This is a genomic window from Burkholderia sp. HI2714 (assembly GCF_002223085.1).
Taxonomy (GTDB): domain Bacteria; phylum Pseudomonadota; class Gammaproteobacteria; order Burkholderiales; family Burkholderiaceae; genus Burkholderia; species Burkholderia lata_D.
Genome location: NZ_NKFM01000012.1, coordinates 196543 through 217635 on the forward strand (window position 1 = coordinate 196543; position 21093 = coordinate 217635).

The following is a 21093-nucleotide window of genomic DNA, read 5'->3' on the forward strand; positions in this document are numbered from 1 at the left end:
TCATTCTCCTCGCTACCGGAAAACAGTCCGGCGCAGGTTGGAAACGCCGCCGGGAATCCGGCGGCGGGGAAAGCGGGTGCGTGCGAGCATCGCACGCACAACGTGAAAGCGGAACCCGGCCGTTCGGTACGGCGGCCGGCCTCCATGCCGCGCTTACGCGCCCGGCGCCTCCGGCGTGTCGCGCCGCGTGAGCAGCATCGCGTCGCCGTAGCTGAAGAAGCGGTAGCGCTCGTCGATCGCGTGCCGGTACGCGGCGCGGATCGTCTCGACGCCCGCGAACGCGGACACCAGCATCAGCAGCGTCGACTTCGGCAGGTGGAAGTTCGTGACGAGCCGGTCGACCACGCGGAAACGATAGCCGGGCGTGATGAAGATATCGGTCTCGGCCTGCGTGGCCGCGAGCGGGCGGCCTGCTTCGTCGGCCGCGCGCGCCGCGGCTTCGAGCGCGCGCATCGACGTCGTGCCGACCGCGATCACGTTGCCGCCGCGCGCACGGGTCGCGGCGATCTTGTCGACGAGCGACTGCGGCAGGTCGTACCACTCGCTGTGCATCTTGTGCTCGGCGATGTTGTCGACGCGCACCGGCTGGAACGTGCCGGCGCCGACGTGCAGCGTCAGCGTCGCGCGCTCCACACCCATCGCGTCGAGCCGGTCGAGCATCGGCTGGTCGAAGTGCAGCCCGGCCGTCGGTGCTGCGACCGCGCCCGGGTTGCTCGCGTAGACGGTCTGGTAGCGCGTCTCGTCGGTCGCGTCCGGATCGTGCTCGATATAGGGCGGCAGCGGCAGGCGGCCGTACTGCTCGATCAGGTCGAGGCACGGCTCGGGGAAGTTCAGCGTGAAGAACGGATCGACGCGCTCGCCCACCGTCACGTCGAACGCATCGGCGAGGCGCAGCGTCGTGCCGGCGCCCGGCGACTTGCTCGCGCGGATCTGCGCGAGCGCCGTGTGCGTGCCGGTCACGCGCTCGATCAGCACCTCGATCTTGCCGCCGCTGGCCTTCTGGCCGAAGAAACGCGCCTTCAGCACCTTGGTATCGTTGAAGACGAGCAGGTCGCCGGCCGCGATGCACGACGGCAGCTCGGTGAATTGGCGGTCGAGCAGGCGTGCGGGCGCGACCGTGCCGTCGACCTCGAGCAGGCGGCTCGCGGTGCGATCGGGCAGCGCGGTTTGTGCAATCAGCTCGGGCGGCAGATTGAAATCGAAATCGGAAAGCGTGAACATGCGGGCTGGTTCGAAGCGGCCGGCGGGCGTCGCCGGCAGGGCGGAAACGCGTAAATGGGGCGCGCGAGCCGCTATGATGACGGGATGCGCGGCCTGGCCGGCGTCGTTCGGTCGGACGACGTGAAAGCCGCTATTGTACTTGCCTTGCGAAGCACCCAGACGATCCGATGCCTGTGTCACCACGCCGTTCCCCCGCTGCCGTTGCCGATTCCGCCGATCCGTTCGACGCGGAGGATGCCGCGCCGCCTGCGCAAAGCGCGGGGGAGCGTGATTCCGCGGAGCGCGCCGCACCGCGCCGCGCCGGGCCGAAGCGCGGCGCCGACGGCAGGCTCGCGCAGCCGGCCGCCGCCGCGCCCGATGCCGATTCCGACGGCGCCGCCGCGAGCGACGCGGCAGGCGCGGCCGGCGCGAAGCGCAAGAAGAAGCCCGCCGCCGACAAACCCGTGAAGACCGTCGACAAGCTCGCGAAGCTCGGCCTCACGCGCTCGATCGATCTCGTGCTGCATCTGCCGATGCGCTACGAGGACGAAACCACGCTCACGCCGATCGGCGAGCTGCTGCCGGGTGGCATCGCGCAGACCGAAGGCGTCGTGTTCGACAACGAGGTCGCGTACCGGCCGCGCCGCCAGCTGGTCGTGAAGATCCAGGACGACGACGGCGAGCACCTCGTGCTGCGTTTCCTGAATTTCTACGGCTCGCAGGTCAAGCAGATGGCCGTCGGCCAGCGCCTGCGCGTGCGCGGCGACGTGCGCGGCGGTTTCTTCGGGATGGAGATGGTGCATCCGGCGGTGCGCGTCGTCGAAGCGGATGCGCCGCTGCCGCAGGTGCTCACGCCCGTCTATCCGAGCACGGCCGGCGTGTCGCAGGCCTATCTGCGCAAGGCGATCGAGAACGCGGTCGAGCGCACGCCGCTGCCCGAGCTGCTGCCGCCCGAGATCCAGCGCGACTATCTGAAGCCGCTCGACGTGCCGACCCTCGAGCAGGCGGTGCGCATCCTGCATCACCCGCGCGTCGATTCCGACGAAGCCGCGCTGATGGACGGCTCGCATCCGGCGTGGACGCGCATCAAGTTCGAGGAGCTGCTCGCGCAGCAGCTGTCGCTCAAGCGCGCACACGAGGAGCGCCGCACGCGTGCGGCGCCCGCGATGCCGCGCCGCACCGCGACCGATGCCGACGCGCTGACGACGCGCCTCTACGCGGCGCTGCCGTTCACGCTGACGGGCGCGCAGGCGCGCGTCGTCGACGAGATCGCGCACGACCTCACGCTCGCGCACCCGATGCAGCGGCTGTTGCAGGGCGACGTCGGCAGCGGCAAGACGGTCGTCGCGGCGCTGGCCGCGACGCAAGCGATCGATGCCGGCTACCAGGCCGCGCTGATGGCGCCGACCGAAATCCTCGCGGAACAGCACGCCCGCAAGCTGCGCGCGTGGCTCGAGCCGCTCGGCGTGTCGGTCGCGTGGCTCGCGGGCAGCCTGAAGGCGAAGGAGAAGCGCGCGGCGATCGAGGCCGCGGCGCTCGGCACCGCGCAGCTCGTGATCGGCACGCACGCGATCATCCAGGACACGGTCGAATTCGCGCGGCTCGGCCTCGTGATCGTCGACGAGCAGCACCGCTTCGGCGTCGAGCAGCGTCTCGCGCTGCGTGCGAAGGCCGCGAACGCGGCCAACGGCGCGCGCGATTTCCAGCCGCACCAGCTGATGATGTCGGCCACGCCGATTCCGCGCACGCTCGCGATGACGTATTACGCGGATCTCGAGGTGTCGACGATCGACGAGCTGCCGCCGGGCCGCACGCCGGTGCTGACGCGCCTCGTCGGCGACGCGCGGCGCGAGGAGGTGATCGCGCGCGTGCGCGAAGCCGCGCTGACCGGCCGCCAGGTGTACTGGGTGTGTCCGCTGATCGAGGAGAGCGAGACGCTGCAGCTGCAGACGGCCGTCGAGACTTACGAGACGCTGGCCGCCGCGCTCCCGGAGCTGAAGGTCGGGCTCGTGCACGGCCGGCTGTCGCCGGCCGACAAGGCGGCCGTGATGGAAGCGTTCACGCGCAACGAAGTGCAGCTGCTCGTCGCGACGACCGTGATCGAGGTCGGCGTCGACGTGCCGAACGCGTCGCTGATGGTGATCGAGCACGCCGAGCGCTTCGGCCTTGCGCAGCTGCACCAGTTGCGCGGCCGGGTCGGGCGCGGCACCGCCGCGTCGGTGTGCGTGCTGCTGTACACGGGGCCGCTGTCGCTCACAGGCCGCGAGCGGCTGAAGACGATGCGCGAGACGACCGACGGCTTCGAGATAGCCCGGCGCGACCTCGAGATCCGCGGCCCCGGCGAGTTCCTCGGCGCACGCCAGTCGGGCGCGGCGATGCTGCGCTTCGCGAACCTCGAGACCGACGGCTGGCTGATCGATCCGGCCCGCGAGGCCGCGACGCGGCTGATTGCCGCGTATCCGGAGGTCGTCACGCAGCATCTCGCGCGCTGGCTCGGCGCGCGGGAGCAGTATCTGAAGGCCTGATCCGCGGGTCGGGGCCGGATTTAAAACCGCCGTTCGAAGCATTCCGATGCAGAGAAACTTGGCGAACCGGTGTCACAGGGTGTATAAATTAAACCTATCGCTTGTATATCTCTGATTGACCCACAATGACGCTGACTGAATTGAAATACATCGTCGCGGTCGCGCGCGAACGGCATTTCGGCCGCGCGGCCGAAGCATGCTTCGTGAGCCAGCCGACGCTGTCGGTGGCGATCAAGAAGCTCGAAGACGAGCTCAACGTGCAGATTTTCGAACGCGGCGCGAGTGAAGTGAGCGTGACGCCGATCGGTGACCAGATCGTCACGCAGGCGCAGCGCGTGCTCGAGCAGACCTTCGCGATCAAGGAGATCGCGAAGCAGGGCAAGGATCCGCTGGTCGGCCCGTTCCGCCTCGGTGTGATCTACACGATCGGGCCCTATCTGCTGCCGACGCTCGTCAAGCAGATGATCCAGCGTGTCCCGCAGATGCCGCTGATGCTGCAGGAAAACTACACGCTGAAGCTGCTCGAACTGCTGAAGCAGGGCGAGATCGACGCCGCGATCATGGCGCTGCCGTTTCCGGAAACCGGCCTGATGGTGCGCCCGCTGTACGACGAGCCGTTCGTCGTCGCGCTGCCCGCCGGCCATCCGTGGGAAAAGCGCGAGGAAATCGACGCCGAGGATCTCAAGCAGGAAACGATGCTGCTGCTCGGCAACGGCCACTGCTTCCGCGATCACGTGCTCGGCGTGTGCCCTGAGCTGATGCGCTTCTCGCAGACGGCCGACGGCATCCAGAAGACCTTCGAGGGCTCGTCGCTCGAGACGATCCGCCACATGGTCGCGAGCGGCGTCGGCATTACCGTGCTGCCGCGGATGTCGGTCGCCGAGATCGGCCCGCGCGCGAATGGCCCCGATGCCGAACTGCTGTCGTACGTGCCGTTCAACGAGCCGGTGCCCGACCGCCGCGTGGTGCTCGTGTGGCGCAAGAGCTTCACGCGGATGCCCGCGATCGATGCGATCAGCGATGCGATTTCCGCGTGCGAGCTGCCGGGTGTCGCGAAGCTCGACATGCCGGCGACGATGAACTGAGCACGCGGCAGCATGCGCGTGTGGCAGCACGATGAACGGGGTCTTGCGACCCCGTTTATTTTTCTCTATCGAATAGATGAAATTTATCAAATTAAATTAATCGATAGATATGGATAGAATCCTCTCCATGGATCGGCGTGATGTCGACGACTGATCAGCACGTTGGATGCAAGCGTCAAAGGAGGATGTCATGATGCGGTCGGTATTGCAGCACGCGCAGCGGAACGTCCCGTCGCGCGACGCGGTCGTACATCGCGCCAGGGCGGCGGTTCGCAGCCTGCGTCCGATTGCGTTCGCGTACCTGGCGGACCGTGTGTATGGCGGCTGAAGATCGCCGCGCGCCGGTTCAGTGTTCCCCCGATTCACTCGCCGTCAAGCCATGAGGGAGCATCGCATGTCCGAAAACTTCAATATCGCCCGCAGCGCCGGCACCGCGCCTGCCGGCGGCCGGTTCGCCGAGCGTCCCGCCTGCGGCACATCACGGCGGGCGCGCGCACCACAGGCCACGCACGACATCCCGTAGTACGACAGGAGGACCAACCTGTTCCGTTTCCCATCCCCGCAATGACACTCCACCCACCGCGCCCGGCATGCCGCCGGAGCAGACGGATGGAGTCATACGAGCAAGCCAAGGAGAAATCGCATGTCGAACGAAACGAAGTGCCCGTTCAACCACACCGCTGGTAGCGGCACGACGAACAAGGACTGGTGGCCGAATCAGCTTGACCTGAACATCCTGCATCGGCATTCGTCGCTGTCCGACCCGATGGACAAGGATTTCGACTACGCCGAAGCGTTCAAGAAGCTGGACCTCGCGGCGGTGAAGAAGGACCTGCACGCGCTGATGACGGCGTCGCAGGACTGGTGGCCGGCCGACTTCGGCCACTATGGCGGCCTGTTCATCCGCATGGCCTGGCACAGCGCCGGCACGTACCGCACGGCCGACGGCCGTGGCGGCGCGGGCGGCGGGCAGCAGCGCTTCGCGCCGCTCAACAGCTGGCCGGACAACGTCAGCCTCGACAAGGCGCGCCGCCTGTTGTGGCCGATCAAGCAGAAGTACGGCCGCAACATCTCGTGGGCCGACCTGCTGATCCTGACCGGCAACGTCGCGCTCGAATCGATGGGCTTCAAGACGTTCGGCTACGCCGGCGGCCGCGTCGATACGTGGGAACCGGACGACGTGTACTGGGGTTCGGAAAAGATCTGGCTGGAACTGAGCGGCGGCCCGAACAGCCGCTACACGGGCAAGCGCGAGCTCGAAAGCCCGCTCGCCGCGGTGCAGATGGGCCTGATCTACGTGAACCCGGAAGGTCCGGACGGCAACCCCGACCCGGTCGCCGCCGCGCATGACATCCGCGAGACGTTCGCGCGCATGGCGATGAACGACGAAGAGACGGTCGCGCTGATCGCGGGCGGTCACACGTTCGGCAAGACGCACGGCGCCGGTCCGGCCTCGAACGTCGGCCCCGAGCCGGAAGCCGCGGGCCTCGAGCAGCAGGGTCTCGGCTGGAAGAGCACGTTCGGCACGGGCAAGGGCAAGGACGCCATCACGAGCGGCCTCGAAGTCACGTGGACCTCGACGCCGACGAAGTGGAGCAACGACTTCTTCAAGCACCTGTTCAGCTACGAGTGGGAGCTCACGAAGAGCCCGGCCGGCGCGCACCAGTGGGTCGCGAAGGACGCCGGCGAAGTGATTCCGGATGCATTCGACGCGTCGAAGAAGCATCGCCCGACGATGCTGACGACCGACCTGTCGCTGCGTTTCGATCCGGCCTACGAGAAGATTTCGCGCCGTTTCTACGAGAACCCGGCCGAGTTCGCCGACGCGTTCGCCCGCGCGTGGTTCAAGCTCACGCACCGCGACATGGGCCCGCGTGCCCGCTATCTGGGCCCGGACGTGCCGGCGGAACACCTGCTGTGGCAGGACCCGATCCCTGCCGTCGATCACCCGCTGATCGACGACGCCGACGTCGCCGCGCTGAAGGCGAAGGTACTGGCCTCGGGCCTGTCGGTGTCGCAGCTCGTGTCGACCGCATGGGCGTCGGCTGCGACGTTCCGCGGGTCGGACAAGCGCGGCGGCGCGAACGGTGCGCGTATCCGCCTGGCGCCGCAGAAGGACTGGGAAGTGAACCGTCCGGCTGAACTCGCGAAGGTGCTCGAGACGCTCGAAGGCGTGCAGAAGGCGTTCAACGACGCGCAGACGGGCGGCAAGAAGGTGTCGCTCGCCGACCTGATCGTGCTGGCCGGTGCGGCCGGTGTCGAGCAGGCTGCGAAGAACGCGGGTGTCGCGGTGACGGTGCCGTTCGCACCGGGCCGTGCGGATGCGTCGCAGGAAGAGACCGATATCGAAGCGATGGCCGTGCTCGAGCCGGTCGCGGACGGTTTCCGCAACTTCCTGAAGCACGCGTACCAGACGCCGGCCGAGGCGCTGCTGGTCGACAAGGCGCAACTGCTGACGCTGACCGCGTCCGAGATGACGGTGCTCGTCGGTGGCCTGCGTGTGCTCGGTGCGAACGCCGGCGATGCGAAGCTGGGTGTGTTCACCGACCGTCCGGAAGCGCTGACGAACGACTTCTTCGTGAACCTGCTGGACATGGGCACGGAATGGAAGCCGGTGTCGGCCGCGAACGACGTGTTCGAAGGGCGCGATCGGGCGACGGGCCAGGTCAAGTGGACGGGCTCGCGCGTCGACCTGATCTTCGGCTCGCATGCGCAACTGCGTGCGCTGGCCGAGGTGTACGGCAGCGCGGATGCGAAGGAGAAGTTCGCGCACGACTTCGTCGCGGCCTGGAACAAGGTGATGAACCTGGACCGCTTCGACCTCGCGTAAGCGTCGCCGTGCAGTAGCGCGGTGAGGCAGTAACGGGAAACGGCCGGTCGTCCGACCGGCCGTTTCTTCCTGACCCTGAGTTTTGTTGAAGGAGTGACGTTCATGACGCAAATGATGTTGAAAACGCGCGCTGCACTGGCGTCGCCGGCCGAGGTCGCGCGATACGTCGTCGGATCCGCCATCGTCATCGGCGGGGCGGCCGAACTCGTGTCGCAGGCGCTGCACGCGATCGCGGCCGCCTGAGCGCGGCGTTTCACGCGCCACGCACATGTGGCGAGTGTGGTATCAATAGGCAGGTAGCCCGATTCGCTTTCATTGCTCTGGTTCATTGAATAAGGAGTCCGGAACATGGCCAGGAAGACCCCCGCTGCCCAGATCAACATCGGCATCAGCGACAAGGACCGCAAGAAGATCGCGGAAGGCCTGTCGCGCCTGCTCGCCGATACGTTTACGCTGTATCTGAAGACCCACAATTTCCACTGGAACGTCACGGGCCCGATGTTCAACACGCTGCACCTGATGTTCGAGGAGCAGTACAACGAACTGTGGCTCGCGGTCGATTCGGTTGCCGAGCGCATTCGTACGCTCGGCGTCGTCGCGCCGGGCACCTTCGGCGATTTCGCGAAACTGTCGTCGGTGCCGGAAGCAAACGGCGTGCCGGCGGCTGAGGACATGATCCGCCAGCTCGTCGAAGGGCACGAGGCCGTCGTGCGTACCGCGCGTGCGATCTTCCCGCTTGCCGATGCGGCGAGCGACGAGCCGACCGCCGACCTGCTGACGCAACGCCTGCAAGTTCATGAAAAAACCGCGTGGATGCTGCGGTCGTTGCTCGCGTAGGCGTGCAACGCGCGGCAGGCTGGCCGAGGCCTGCGCATCGTGACGCCGGCCCTGATTGATCCACCGCCGTCGGGCCGAACCAAGGCCGGTGCGCTGCGCGAATCCGCGCGTGCGCCGGCTCTGTCCCTTGATTGATGCGCGTCGCGGCTCGGCCAGGTGCGGCGGGCACGGGCAGCGCGCCGGCGTCCGGCCGCGCGCGCCCGCGGGCCGTGCCGACATGACGCGGAGCACCGCTCGGCTCTAAAATGCCGGGGTTATCTTCCCGGTGCTTCGCCATGCTTGCCCGCTTTCCCCTGTATCTGCGGCTCGTCCGGATGGACAAGCCGATCGGCAGCCTGCTGCTGCTGTGGCCGACGCTCAACGCGCTGTGGATCGCGTCCGACGGCCATCCGCGCTGGCCGCTGCTCGTGATCTTCTCGCTCGGCACGCTGCTGATGCGCTCGGCCGGCTGCGCGATGAACGATTACGCCGACCGCGATTTCGACCGTCATGTGAAGCGCACGGCCGACCGGCCGCTGACGTCGGGCAAGATCCACGCGTGGGAAGCCATCGCGATCGCGGTCGGGCTCGCATTCATCTCGTTCCTGCTGATCCTGCCCCTCAACACGCTGACGAAGCAGCTGTCCGTCGTCGCGCTGTTCGTCGCGGGCTCGTATCCGTTCATGAAGCGCTTTTTCGCGATTCCGCAGGCCTATCTGGGCATCGCGTTCGGCTTCGGCATCCCGATGGCGTTCGCGGCCGTGCAGGACACGGTGCCGACGATCGCGTGGGTGATGCTGGTCGCGAACATTTTCTGGTCGGTCGCGTACGACACCGAATACGCGATGGTCGATCGCGACGACGACATCAAGATCGGCATCCGCACGTCCGCGCTGACGTTCGGCCGCTTCGACGTCGCGGCCGTGATGCTGTGCTACGCGGTGACGCTCGGGATCTACGTATGGATCGGCGTGACGCTCGGCTTCGGCCTCGCATACTGGGCTGGCTGGGCGGCGGCGGTCGGCTGCGCGCTATATCACTACACGCTGATCAAGGACCGCGAGCGGATGCCGTGCTTCGCGGCGTTCCGGCACAACAACTGGCTCGGCGGCGTGCTGTTCGCCGGGATCGCCGTGCATTACCTGCTGGCAGGGAACTGAGTTTCCCGATGTGCCCGCCGGCGTCATGTCGCGCGGAACGCAGCAACAAAAAAGCGGCCTGGGCCGCTTTTTTTGTGGGTCGAGCAAGGCAAAGGGGGCGGCCCGTGCGACGCATCGCGCATCGGCCGGTACCGCAGGCGCGCTTACGCGCGGCCGAGCTCGTCGCCCATTTCCTTCGCACGCGCTTCGGCTGCGAGCGCGCCGCGCACGATCGCATCCTTCACGCCTTGCGCGTCGAACGACGCGAGCGCGGCGGCCGTCGTGCCGCCCTTCGACGTCACGCGCTCGCGCAGCACGCTCGCCGGCTCGCCCGATTGCGCGGCGAGTTGCGCGGCGCCCGTGAACGTCGCGACCGCGAGTGCGCGGCCCTGTTCGTCGTTCATGCCGAGCTGGCGCGCGGCTTCCTGCAGCGCTTCGATGAAATAGAACACGTACGCGGGGCCGCTGCCCGAAATGGCCGTGACGGCGTCGAGCTTCGATTCGTCGTCGAACCACACGATCTCGCCGACCGCGCCGAGCACGTTCGACGCGAGTTCACGGCCCGCCGCGTCGACGCCCGGCAGTGCGGCGAGGCCCGTCACGCCCATGCCGACGAGCGCGGGCGTGTTCGGCATCGTGCGCACGACGCGCGCGTAGTCGCCGAGCCAGCGCGCGAGATCGCTGCCGCGGATGCCGGCCGCGATGCTGATCACGAGCTGCGACGTCAGGTGCGGCGCGAGCGCCTGCGCGACGTCCTTCAGCACCTGCGGCTTCACCGCGAGCACGACCGCGTCGTAGCCGGCGAGCGTCGCGTCGATGGCCGCGCCGGTGCGCACGCCGAACTGCTGCGCGGCGCGCGCGCGCACGTCTTCGTTGACGTCGATGGCATACAGGCCGTCAGCGGCGACGCCGCGCTTGATCAGGCCGCCGATCAGGGCCGCGGCCATGTTGCCGCCGCCGATGAATGCGATTTTCATGATGTCCGATTGAGCGAGTGAGGAGTGAACGGTAGGGCGGAAAGGGCGTAGCGTTCAGTGCGAGTAGTCGCGCGCGCCGAAGATCGCGGTGCCGACGCGCACGATCGTCGCGCCTTCGAGCACGGCCGCGTCGAGATCGGCGGACATGCCCATCGACAACGTGTCGAGCGGCAGGCCGTCGGCGCGCAACGTGTCGAACAGCGCGCGCAGCGCACGATGCGGCACGCGTTGCGCGTCGGTGTCGCCGGCCGGTTCCGGAATCGCCATCAGCCCGCGCAGCCGCAGCGACGGCAGCGCGGCGACCGCGTGCGCAACCTCGGCCACGTCGGCCGGCGCGACGCCGCTCTTCGACGCCTCGCCGCTGATGTTCACCTGCACGCACACGTTGAGCGGCGGCAGGTGCGCGGGGCGCTGTTCCGACAGGCGCTGCGCGATCTTCAGCCGGTCGACCGAATGAACCCAGTCGAAGCGTTCGGCAACGGGGCGCGTCTTGTTCGATTGCAGCGGCCCGATGAAATGCCACTCGAGGTTGGCACGCAGGTCGGCGAGCGCGTCGATCTTGTCGATCGACTCCTGCACGTAGTTTTCGCCGAAGGCACGCTGCCCGGCCGCATGCGCGGCGCGCACGTCGTCGGCGGGAAACGTCTTGGACACGGCGAGCAGCGACACGGTGGCGGGATCGCGGCCGGCCGCGCGGGCGGCGTCGGCGATGCGGCGATGAACGGATGCGAGACGGGCGGCGAGATCGGACATGACGGGCACGAAAGCAGGCACGGAAGCGGGCATGGTGCGGATGCGCCGCGGCACGCGACGCATCGATTCGCCCATTATACGGACGCCGGGCGCGAGGCCCAGCGTCCACCCGTCATTCGTATGAGCACGCGCTAGCCGTACAGCAGGTGCTCGACGAGCTGGATCCAGTGGGTGACCGGAATCTGCGTGCCGCTCTGCAGGTGGGCGATGCAGCCGATGTTGCCGGAGACGATCATCTGCGGTTCGAGCGCCTGCAGCTTCAGCAGCTTCTGCTTGCGCAACCGGTACGACAGCGACGGCTGCGTCAGCGAATAGGTGCCGGCCGACCCGCAGCACAGATGGCTGTCGGCCGGCAGCCGCACGTCGATGCCGAGCGTCTCGAGCAGGCGTTCGACCTTGCCGCGTGACTGCTGGCCGTGCTGCAGCGTGCACGGCGGGTGGTACGCGACCGTATGGATCGCGCGGCGCCGCGCGAGCGTCGCGAGCTCGGCCTCGAACGCGAGCAGCACGTCGGAGATGTCGCGCGTGAGGGACACGATGCGCTGCGCTTTTTCTGCGTAGGCCGGGTCGTCGCGCAGCAGGTGCGCGTATTCGAGCACCGTCGCGCCGCAGCCCGACGCATTCATCACGATCGCCTCGACACCTTGTTCGACGTGGGGCCACCATGCGTCGATGTTGCGGCGCGCGTCGTCGAGCGCTTCGTCGTGATAGTTCAGGTGCAGGCGGATCGCGCCGCAGCAGCCCGCGTCGGGCGCGACGACCGTCTCGATGCCAAGTGCGTCCAGCACGCGCGCGGTCGCGATGTTGATGTTCGGCAACATCGACGGCTGCACGCAGCCGCCGAGCATCAGCATCTTGCGCGTATGCGTGAGGTGCGGCCATTCGAGCAGCCGCGTGCGCGGCGGCACCTTGTCGCGCAGCCGCTTCGGCAGCAGCGGCCGCACGTGCTGACCGAGCCGCATCACCGGCGAGAACAGCGCGGCATTCGGCACGAGGCTCGCGAGCAGGCGGCGCACGAGACGCTGCTGCACCGGGCGCTGCACCTGCGCCTCGACGTGCTTGCGGCCGATCTCGACGAGCCGTCCGTACTGGACGCCGGACGGGCAGGTCGTCTCGCAGCTGCGGCAGGTGAGGCAGCGGTCGAGGTGCTGCTGCGTGCTGCGCGTGACGGGCGCGCCTTCGACCATCTGCTTGATCAGGTAGATCCGGCCGCGCGGGCCGTCGAGTTCGTCGCCGAGCAACTGGTAGGTCGGGCAGGTCGCGGTACAGAACCCGCAATGCACGCACTTGCGCAATATCGCGTCGGCTTCGTCGCCGTCGGGCGTATTGCGGATGAAATCGGCGAGGTTCGTTTGCATCGCTCAGAGGTCCGGATAGAGCCGGCCGCGGTTGAAGATGCGCGCGGGGTCGAACGCGGCTTTCAGCCCGCGGTGGATTTTCATCATCGGGGCGGGGAGCGGCGTGAACACGCCCGCGCTGCGGTCATACGCGTCGCCCGCACGGAACAGCGTCGCGTGGCCGCCGGCCTGCTTCGCGCTCATCCGCACGGTCTGCGCGTCGGCGTCGGTGATCCACCAGCGCTGCGCGCCACCCCATTCCATCAGCTGGGTGCCGGGCAGGTGCATCGGTTCGGTGATCGACGGCAGCGCGAGGCGCCACAGCGCATAGCCAGGCGGGATGCCGTTGAAGAACGGGTCGGTATGCTCGCGCAGGCCGGCCCAGAAGCGCTCGGCCTCGACCGCGTCCACGACTTCGCCGCCGAGCAGCGTCTTCGCGGACTTCACGGCCGCTTCGGCGCCCGACAGGCGCAGCACGAGCGTGCCGTTGCGCCAGCCGCTCGCGCTGACGGGCAGCGGATGGCCGCCCCATTCGTTGAGCTTGCGCACCGCGTCGGTCGCGGTCATCTCGAACTTCAGCGTGACTTCGGCGACGGGCATCGGCAGCACCTTGATCGACAGGTCGAGCATCAGCCCGAGCGTGCCGAGCGCGCCGGCCATCAGCCGCGACACGTCGTAGCCGGCGACGTTCTTCACGACCTGGCCGCCGAAGCGCAGCATGTCGCCGCGGCCGTTCATCAGCGTGACGCCGAGCACGAAATCGCGCGGTGCGCCGCAGGTGGCGCGCCGCGGGCCCGCCAGGCCGGCCGCGACGCAGCCGCCGACGGTGGCCGCGCGGCCGAAGTGCGGCGGCTCGAACGGCAGCATCTGGCCGCACTCGGCGAGGACGGTTTCAAGCTGCGCGAGCGGCGTGCCCGCGCGGACCGTGACGACGAGTTCGGCCGGGTCGTACGACACGACGCCCTGAAACGCGCGCGTGTCGAGTATTTCGCCCTCGAGCGCCTGGCCGTACCAGTCCTTGGTGCCGCCGCCGCGAATCCGCAGCGGCCGGCCGTCGGCACTGGCGGCGCGGATGCGCTCGGCCCATCCGGCGACGATGTCGTCCTCTTCCATGTTCTGTTGCTGCCTCGACTTGTTGTTCGGTCGATTGTACCGGGGTGGCGCGAATCTACATCGCGACTATCCCTAAGCCCCGGATTGCCGGCCGCATGCTTGAGCCGTCGCGCGAGCGGGCCGCACGGGCGCGCGCCGCCGCCGCGACCCGGCCGCCGGCACGGGCCGCGACCCGCGCGCGACGCTCAGAAGCGCGGCAGGTCGGGGTGCGGCAGCAGCCCGCCGCGCACGTGCTGGCGACCGTATTCGGCGCAGCGCGCGCGGGTCGGGATGCCCTTGTCCGGGTTCAGCAGCCCCGCCGGATCGAAGGCGCGCTTGACCGCGAAGAATGCATCGCGCTCCTGCGGCGAGAACTGTACGCACATCGAATTGAGCTTCTCGATGCCGACGCCGTGCTCGCCCGTCACGCTGCCGCCGAATTCCACGCAGCATTCGAGGATTTCCGCACCGAACTGCTCGGCGCGGTGCAGTTCGTCCGGATCGTTCGCGTTGTACAGGATCAGCGGATGCATGTTGCCGTCGCCCGCATGGAACACGTTGATGCAGCGCAGCCCGTAGCGCGTTTCGAGCTGCTCGATGCGCGCGAGCAGCGGGCCGATCGCGCGGCGCGGCACGGTGCCGTCCATGCAGTAATAGTCGGGCGAAATACGGCCGGCGGCCGGGAACGCGTTCTTGCGGCCCGACCAGTAGCGCAGCCGCTCGCTCTCGTTGCGCGATACCTGGATGCGTGTCGCGCCATGCTCGCGCAGCACGGCCGTCATCCGCACGATCTCTTCCGCGACTTCTTCCGGCGTGCCGTCCGATTCGCACAGCAGGATCGCCTTCGCGTCGAGGTCGTAGCCGGCATGCGTGAAGGACTCGACGGCCTGCGTGGCCGGCTTGTCCATCATTTCGAGCCCGGCCGGGATGATCCCCGACGCGATGATCGCCGCGACGGCCTCGCCGCCCTTGACGACGTCGTCGAAGCTCGCCATCACGAGCTGTGCCGTTTGCGGCTTCGGGATCAGCTTCACCGTGACCTCGGTGACGATCGCGAACATCCCTTCGCTGCCGATCATCACGGCGAGCAGGTCGAGGCCCGGCATGTCGAGCGCGAGCGAGCCGAATTCGACGATCTCGCCGTCGATCGTCACCGCGCGCACGCGCATCACGTTGTGCACGGTCAGCCCGTATTTCAGGCAGTGGACGCCGCCGGAATTCTCCGCGACGTTGCCGCCGATCGTGCACGCGATCTGCGACGACGGATCGGGCGCGTAATACAGGCCGTACGGCGCGGCGGCTTCCGAGATCGCGAGGTTGCGCACGCCGGGCTGCACGGTCGCGGTGCGCGCGTAGGGATCGACTTCGACGATGCGCGTGAAGCGCGCCAGCGACAGCACGACGCCGAGCGCGATCGGCAACGCGCCGCCCGACAGGCTCGTGCCCGCGCCGCGCGGCACGATGGGCACTTCCATGCGGCGGCAGATCTGCACGATCCGCTGCACCTGCGATTCCGTTTCGGGCAGCGCGACCGCGAGCGGCAGGCGGCGGTACGCGGACAGGCCGTCGCATTCGTACGGCGCCGTGTCTTCGTCGCGGTACAACAGGCAGTGCGTCGGCAGCACGGCCATCAGCGCCTGCACGACTTCGCGCTGGCGCTGCGCGCGTGCCGCGCTCGACAGTTCGACGGGAGCGTTCATGGGGTCTCCTGCAGCAGGCGGCGCGGTGTCGCGCCGCCGTGTCAGCACGTGAAAATCTTGCCCGGATTCATCAGGTTGCGCGGATCGAGCGCAAGCTTGATCGCACGCATCGTGTCGATCGCGTTGTCGCCGTGCTCCTTCGGCAGGAAGCGCATCTTGTGCAGCCCGACGCCGTGCTCGCCCGTACAGGTGCCGCCGAGGCGCAGCGCACGCTCGACGATCCGGTCGTTGATGTGCTCGGCTTCGGCGATTTCCTCGGGCTTGTCGGGGTCGATCAGGATCGCGACGTGGAAATTGCCGTCGCCGACGTGGCCGACGATCGGGCAGGGCAGCGACGACGCGCGCAGGTCGATTTCGGTCTCCTCGACACACGCGGCGAGCTGCGAGATCGGCACGCACACGTCGGTCGTCACCGCGCGGCAGCCGGGTTTCAACTGCAGCATCGCGAAATACGCGTTGTGGCGGGCGGCCCAGAGCCGGCTGCGGTCTTCGGGGCGGGTTGCCCATTCGAAGCCCTGGCCGTTGTTCTGGCCGGCGAGCGCCTGGACGAGCTCGGCCTGTTCCTTCACGCCGGCCTCGGTGCCGTGGAATTCGAAGAACAGCGTCGGTGCTTCGGTCAGCGTCAGGTTCGAATGGCGGTTGATCGAGCGCACCGCGAGCGCATCGACGAATTCGACGCGCGCAATCGGCACGCCGATCTGGATCGTTTCGATCACGGTGCGCACCGCGTCGCCCATCGACGGGAACGTGCAGGTCGCGGCCGATACGGCTTCGGGTAGCGGATGCAGGCGCAGCGTGATCTCGGTGATCACGCCGAGCGTGCCTTCGGAGCCGACGAACAGGCGCGTGAGGTCGTAGCCGGCCGACGACTTGCGGGCGCGCGAGCCGGTTTTCACCACGCGGCCGTCGGCGAGCACGGCGGTCAGGCCGAGCACGTTCTCGCGCATCGTGCCGTAGCGCACGGCGTTGGTGCCCGACGCGCGCGTGGCGGTCATCCCGCCGATGCTCGCGTCGGCACCCGGGTCGATCGGGAAGAACAGGCCGGTGTCGCGCAGTGCTTCGTTGAGCGCCTTGCGCGTGATGCCCGGCTCGACCGTCACGGTCAGGTCTTCGGCGTTGATCGACAGCACGCGGTTCATTTCCGACAGGTCGAGCGAGACGCCGCCGCGCACCGCGAGCAGGTGGCCTTCGAGCGACGAGCCGGCGCCGTACGGGATCAGCGGGACGCTGTACAGCGAGCACAGCGACACGACTTCGCGCACGTCGTCCGCGCTGTGCGCGAACACGACGGCGTCGGGCAGTTGCGGGTCGAACGGCGACTCGTCGCGGCCGTGGTGGGCGCGGACGGCGTCGGCGGTCGACACGCGCTCGCCGAAGGCGGCGCGCAGCGCATCGAGCATGGCAGGGGGAAGGGGGCGGCGCGTGGCAGCCGGCTGGGCAGGGTGATTCACGTACGTCTCCTTGTCGATCCGGGTGGGCGCGTTGGCACCGGCCCGGCTCCCGTGCTGCAGGGTTTCGGTCCATTCTACGCTGTAACGCCCGCTGCGCCCGCCTCCGCGGGCTGCGATAATCGCGTTCGAACGCAACCGAGCCGCCGCGCGGCCACGCACCAGAGGACATTCGCATGGGCAACCGCTTGAGCAAGATCGCCACGCGCACGGGCGACGATGGCACCACCGGGCTCGGCGACGGCCGGCGCATCGGCAAGGACGACACGCGGATCGCCGCGATCGGCGACGTCGACGAACTGAACTCGAACCTCGGCGTGCTGCTCGCCGAAACGCTGCCGGACGAGATCCGCACGGCGCTCGTGACGATCCAGCACGACCTGTTCGATCTTGGCGGCGAACTGTGCATTCCCGGCCATACCGTGCTCGACGACACGCATCTCGCACGTCTCGACCGCTGGCTCGCCGACTACAACGCGACGCTGCCGCCGCTGAAGGAATTCATTCTGCCGGCCGGCTCGCGCGCGGCGTCGCTCGCGCACGTATGCCGAACCGTATGCCGCCGCGCGGAGCGTTCGATCGTCGCGCTCGGGCGGACCGAGACGCTCAACGATGCGCCGCGGCGCTACGTGAACCGGCTGTCGGACCTGCTGTTCGTGCTGGCGCGCGTGCTGAACCGCACCGACGGCGGATCGGACGTGCTGTGGGAGCGCGGCCGCGTCCGCTGACGGGTCGCCCCTTTGACGCACTGCGACAATTTGCCCGAGGGGGCGTCGGTTTTTAAAGAGGTATTGTGTGTACATGTTTAACGGAGAACGAACATGACCCACATCACCGCTGACCAGATGGCTCGCGTGAAGGCCACTGCCCCTGTCCTCGCCGTGCACGGCGCGACGATCACGAAGCACTTCTACCAGCGCATGTTCGCGCGCCATCCGGAACTGAAGAACCTGTTCAACCAGACGCACCAGAAGACGGGCAGCCAGCCGGAAACGCTCGCGAAGGCCGTCTACGCGTACGCGGCGAACATCGACAACCTCGGCGCGCTGGGCGGCGCCGTGACCAAGATCGCGCACAAGCACGCGAGCCTGAACATCCGCCCCGAGCATTACCCGATCGTCGGCGAGAACCTGCTTGCGTCGATCGTCGAAGTGCTGGGCGACGCGGTCGATGCCGAAACCCTCGAGGCATGGCGGGTCGCGTACGGCCAGCTCGCGCAGATCCTGATCGGCGTCGAGGCCGACCTGTACGCGGGCGCCGCGTGGAGCGGGTTCCGCCCGTTCAAGGTCGAGCGCAAGGTGCGCGAAAGCGACGAGATCACGTCGTTCTACCTGACGCCGGCCGACGGCGGCGCGGCGCCGACGTTCGAGCCCGGCCAGTACATCACGGTGAAGCGCTTCGTCGGCGACCTCGGCGTCGACCAGCCGCGCCAGTACAGCCTGTCCGACGCGCCGCACGGCAAGTGGCTGCGCATCTCGGTGAAGCGTGAAGCCGGCAAGCCGGAAGTCATTCCGGCCGGCAAGGTGTCGACGCTGATGCACGACGGCGTGGAAGAGGGCGCGATCGTCGAAGTGACCGCGCCGATGGGCGAATTCTCGCTGAAGCGTGGCGTCGAGACGCCGGTGGTGCTGATCTCCGGCGGCGTCGGCATCACGCCGATGATGTCGATGGCGTCGACGCTGATCGCCGAGGGCAGCCGGCGCGAAGTGCGGTTCGTCCACGCCTGCCGGTCGGGCGCGGTGCACGCGTTCCGCGACTGGCTGAACGATACGGTACGCGACCATGCGAATGTCAAGCGCACGGTGTTGTACGAACTGGTCGGCCCGAACGATCGCGCGGGCATCGAGCACGACCTGGAAGGGCGCCTCACGCCGGAACGCGTGCGGCAATACGCACTGGTACCGGACGCCGACTACTACATCTGCGGCCCGATCGGGTTCATGAAGGCGCAGCGTGACGCGCTCGTCGCGCTGGGCGTCGCGCCGGAACGCGTGAATACCGAGATATTCGGCTCGGGCGCGCTCGAGTGATGCATGGGCGGTGGGATTCCGGCCAATGAAAGAGCCCGGCGCGAGCCGGGCATTTTTGTTGCGCGCATAGCGCGTCAGGCGCGGAGCATCAGCGTCGCGTGATAGCGCCACACTTTCGGATCGGCACTGACGAGCGGCATGCCTTCATGGAGCGCCTGCGCGACCATTACGCGGTCGAACGGATCGGCGTGATCTGGAAAATCGGGCAACGCGGCGACACCTTCAACGTGATCGCTGCTGATCGGTAACTCCGCAAAACCGGCGAGCCGGAATGCCGAGCGTGCATCACGTGGGTGAACGGGCAGATTGCCTTTGCGGTATTTGATCGCGATTTCCCAGATGGACGCGGCGCTGACGTACAGCGTGTTCTCGGGATGCTCGATCAACGCCGCTGCGGTCGCCGAAAGTTGAGGTGCGCCTTCAGCCGCCCATAGTGCGATGTGCGTATCGAGCAGCAGCTTCACGGTGCGAGCCCCTGTTCCGAACTGGCATCGAAGTCGGCCGCGATCGATTCGTCACCGGCGTTGAATGCCTCGACGGTTGTCGGGATGTTCAGCCCGGCAAGCAATTGACGAGCGGCGCCGATTCGCTTCGGCGCCGCGTAAGGAACGATCCGCGCAACCGGATGACCATTGCGGGCGATCACGACTTCGGACTCGCGCCCCAATTCAAGCGCCTCGACGAGGCTTGAGAGCCGCGACTTGGCATCGTGCATGTTGACGGTCGGCATCGTCGCTCCCCTGGTTAGCTAGATAATGTTAGCTAGTCTAGCAGAGCGAAACGACGACCGCACGTTGGCCGCACGGCCAATCCGCCACAGGCGGGGTCATGCGGCCAGCCTGTTCGTGTCCGTCAGTTGCCGCTGCCGCGCGTGACGCGGCGCGCCTTCACCGATTCCGCGAGGCCTTCCAGCACCTTCACGCTGTCGTCCCATGCGATGCACGCGTCGGTGATGCTCTGGCCGTAGGTCAGCTCGCAGCCTTCCTTCAGGTCCTGGCGCCCCTCGACGAGATGCGACTCGATCATCACGCCGACGATGCGCTCGTCGCCGGCCGCGATCTGGCGGCCGATGTCCGCGCATACCGGGATCTGGTTCTCGTGCTTCTTCGAGCTGTTCGCGTGGCTCGCGTCGATCATCAGGCGCGCGGCGAGGCCGGCCTTGCCGATGTCCGCGCACGCGGCGTTCACGCTGTCCGCGTCGTAGTTCGGCGCCTTGCCGCCGCGCAGGATCACGTGGCAGTCCTCGTTGCCGGCCGTCGACACGATCGCCGAATGGCCGCCCTTCGTCACCGACAGGAAATGGTGCGGCTGCGAGGCGGCCTTGATCGCGTCGACCGCGATCTTCACGTTGCCGTCGGTGCCGTTCTTGAAGCCGACCGGGCACGACAGCCCCGACGCGAGCTCGCGGTGCACCTGCGATTCCGTCGTGCGCGCGCCGATCGCACCCCACGAGATCAGGTCGGCGATGTACTGCGGGCTGATCATGTCGAGGTATTCGGTCGCGGCCGGCAGCCCCATTTCGTTGATCTGCAGCAGCAGCTCGCGCGCGGTGCGCAGCCCTTCGTTGATCTTGAAGCTGTTGTCGAGGTGCGGATCGTTGATGAGGCCCTTCCAGCCGACCGTCGTGCGCGGCTTCTCGAAGTACACGCGCATCACGATTTCCAGTTCGCCCTTGAAGCGCTCGCGCTCCTTCACCAGCCGGCCCGCGTATTCGATCGCCGCCTTCGTGTCATGGATCGAGCACGGCCCGACGACGACGATCAGCCGGTCGTCCATCCCGTGCAGGATGCGGTGCATCGACTGGCGCGAGTTGTAGATCAGCTCGGACGCGGCTTCGGAGCACGCGAATTCGCGGATCAGGTGGGCGGGCGGCGTCAGTTCCTTGAGTTCGCGAATGCGGACGTCGTCGGTGTTGTGCGGGGGCATGCTGTTTCTCCTTGGTTCCGGGCGCGGTTCGGTCAGTGCGAGTACGCGTGCGGCAGATTCATCAATTCAAGCGATTCAGTGGTTTCGGTCGGGGCCGCGGGACCGCTGCGGCGGCGACCGGGGGCGAAGGGCGAAAAAAAACCGCCGGGTTCGCCGGCGGTTTTTTCGGGAATTTCGGTTGCGCTTTACGCGCCATCAACCCTCTCGATCCGCCAGCGGTCTGAGATACCAAAAA

19 protein-coding genes are annotated in these 21093 nt (G+C 67.8%); 9 read left to right on the forward strand and 10 right to left on the reverse strand.

Translation table 11 applies throughout. From position 1 onward, the window contains the following. Nucleotides 1-153: 153 nt before the first annotated feature. Nucleotides 154-1221, reverse strand: coding sequence for a tRNA preQ1(34) S-adenosylmethionine ribosyltransferase-isomerase QueA (queA, locus tag CFB82_RS03785; protein ID WP_089483458.1), 1068 nt, complete (start codon nucleotides 1219-1221; stop codon nucleotides 154-156). A 167-nt stretch (nucleotides 1222-1388) separates the two neighbouring features. On the opposite strand from queA, the gene recG reads away from it, so the two are divergent. The 7 genes from recG (at nucleotide 1389) to ubiA (ending at nucleotide 9616) form a co-directional block, all read left to right on the forward strand. Continuing rightward, a complete protein-coding gene (gene recG, locus CFB82_RS03790; RefSeq protein WP_089483459.1) occupies nucleotides 1389-3725 on the forward strand; it encodes an ATP-dependent DNA helicase RecG in 2337 nt (778 codons plus the stop codon). A gap of 125 nt (nucleotides 3726-3850) precedes the next feature. Then, nucleotides 3851-4810 carry a hydrogen peroxide-inducible genes activator gene (locus CFB82_RS03795; protein ID WP_060084059.1) on the forward strand — a complete coding sequence of 320 codons (960 nt, stop codon included), beginning with the start codon at nucleotides 3851-3853 and terminating at the stop codon, nucleotides 4808-4810. Nucleotides 4811-5204: 394 nt separating this feature from the next. Further along, the gene (locus CFB82_RS43880; RefSeq protein WP_256990275.1) at nucleotides 5205-5333 is read left to right on the forward strand and encodes a hypothetical protein; all 129 of its coding nucleotides are present in this window, start codon (nucleotides 5205-5207) and stop codon (nucleotides 5331-5333) included. A gap of 120 nt (nucleotides 5334-5453) precedes the next feature. Continuing rightward, complete coding sequence (gene katG, locus CFB82_RS03800; protein WP_089483460.1) at nucleotides 5454-7640, forward strand: catalase/peroxidase HPI; 2187 nt, start codon at nucleotides 5454-5456, stop codon at nucleotides 7638-7640. Nucleotides 7641-7742: 102 nt separating this feature from the next. Next, nucleotides 7743-7883 carry a hypothetical protein gene (locus CFB82_RS43110; RefSeq protein WP_179255370.1) on the forward strand — a complete coding sequence of 47 codons (141 nt, stop codon included), beginning with the start codon at nucleotides 7743-7745 and terminating at the stop codon, nucleotides 7881-7883. A 105-nt stretch (nucleotides 7884-7988) separates the two neighbouring features. Continuing rightward, nucleotides 7989-8477, forward strand: a complete 489-nt coding sequence (gene dpsA, locus CFB82_RS03805) for a non-specific DNA-binding protein DpsA (RefSeq protein WP_069247177.1) — start codon at nucleotides 7989-7991, stop codon at nucleotides 8475-8477. Nucleotides 8478-8752: 275 nt separating this feature from the next. Further along, nucleotides 8753-9616: a 4-hydroxybenzoate octaprenyltransferase gene (gene ubiA / locus CFB82_RS03810; RefSeq protein WP_089483461.1), complete on the forward strand. Its 864-nt coding sequence runs from the start codon at nucleotides 8753-8755 to the stop codon at nucleotides 9614-9616. A 143-nt stretch (nucleotides 9617-9759) separates the two neighbouring features. Here ubiA and proC read toward each other — a convergent pair whose 3' ends face one another. The 6 genes from proC to CFB82_RS03840 all read right to left on the reverse strand — a co-directional run bounded on the left by proC (nucleotide 9760) and on the right by CFB82_RS03840 (nucleotide 16905). Further along, on the reverse strand, nucleotides 9760-10572 hold the full coding sequence (proC, locus tag CFB82_RS03815; RefSeq protein ID WP_089483462.1) for a pyrroline-5-carboxylate reductase: 813 nt from the start codon (nucleotides 10570-10572) through the stop codon (nucleotides 9760-9762). Nucleotides 10573-10626: 54 nt separating this feature from the next. Beyond that, nucleotides 10627-11325 carry a YggS family pyridoxal phosphate-dependent enzyme gene (locus CFB82_RS03820; RefSeq protein ID WP_089483494.1) on the reverse strand — a complete coding sequence of 233 codons (699 nt, stop codon included), beginning with the start codon at nucleotides 11323-11325 and terminating at the stop codon, nucleotides 10627-10629. A 131-nt stretch (nucleotides 11326-11456) separates the two neighbouring features. Further along, nucleotides 11457-12683 (reverse strand): glycolate oxidase subunit GlcF, encoded by a 1227-nt coding sequence (glcF, locus tag CFB82_RS03825; protein ID WP_069247180.1) that lies wholly within the window; start codon nucleotides 12681-12683, stop codon nucleotides 11457-11459. A 3-nt stretch (nucleotides 12684-12686) separates the two neighbouring features. After that, complete coding sequence (gene glcE / locus CFB82_RS03830) at nucleotides 12687-13775, reverse strand: glycolate oxidase subunit GlcE (RefSeq protein ID WP_069247181.1); 1089 nt, start codon at nucleotides 13773-13775, stop codon at nucleotides 12687-12689. A gap of 185 nt (nucleotides 13776-13960) precedes the next feature. Continuing rightward, nucleotides 13961-15454, reverse strand: coding sequence for an FAD-linked oxidase C-terminal domain-containing protein (locus CFB82_RS03835; RefSeq protein ID WP_069247182.1), 1494 nt, complete (start codon nucleotides 15452-15454; stop codon nucleotides 13961-13963). A 41-nt stretch (nucleotides 15455-15495) separates the two neighbouring features. Then, complete coding sequence (locus CFB82_RS03840) at nucleotides 15496-16905, reverse strand: FAD-binding oxidoreductase (protein WP_089483463.1); 1410 nt, start codon at nucleotides 16903-16905, stop codon at nucleotides 15496-15498. Nucleotides 16906-17078: 173 nt separating this feature from the next. Between CFB82_RS03840 and CFB82_RS03845 the strand changes: the two genes are divergently transcribed. After that, nucleotides 17079-17630 (forward strand): cob(I)yrinic acid a,c-diamide adenosyltransferase, encoded by a 552-nt coding sequence (locus CFB82_RS03845; protein ID WP_039361370.1) that lies wholly within the window; start codon nucleotides 17079-17081, stop codon nucleotides 17628-17630. A gap of 93 nt (nucleotides 17631-17723) precedes the next feature. Next, nucleotides 17724-18932, forward strand: coding sequence for an NO-inducible flavohemoprotein (hmpA, locus tag CFB82_RS03850; protein WP_089483464.1), 1209 nt, complete (start codon nucleotides 17724-17726; stop codon nucleotides 18930-18932). 74 nt (nucleotides 18933-19006) lie between these two features. Here hmpA and CFB82_RS03855 read toward each other — a convergent pair whose 3' ends face one another. The 3 genes from CFB82_RS03855 to aroG all read right to left on the reverse strand — a co-directional run bounded on the left by CFB82_RS03855 (nucleotide 19007) and on the right by aroG (nucleotide 20858). Beyond that, a complete protein-coding gene (locus CFB82_RS03855) occupies nucleotides 19007-19396 on the reverse strand; it encodes a type II toxin-antitoxin system VapC family toxin (protein WP_011351011.1) in 390 nt (129 codons plus the stop codon). Then, entirely contained in the window at nucleotides 19393-19662 is a 270-nt protein-coding gene (locus tag CFB82_RS03860; RefSeq protein ID WP_089483465.1) for a type II toxin-antitoxin system Phd/YefM family antitoxin, read from the reverse strand. Before CFB82_RS03860 ends, CFB82_RS03855 begins: the two co-directional genes overlap by 4 nt. A gap of 122 nt (nucleotides 19663-19784) precedes the next feature. Continuing rightward, the gene (gene aroG, locus CFB82_RS03865; protein WP_089483466.1) at nucleotides 19785-20858 is read right to left on the reverse strand and encodes a 3-deoxy-7-phosphoheptulonate synthase AroG; all 1074 of its coding nucleotides are present in this window, start codon (nucleotides 20856-20858) and stop codon (nucleotides 19785-19787) included. Nucleotides 20859-21093: the final 235 nt, after the last annotated feature.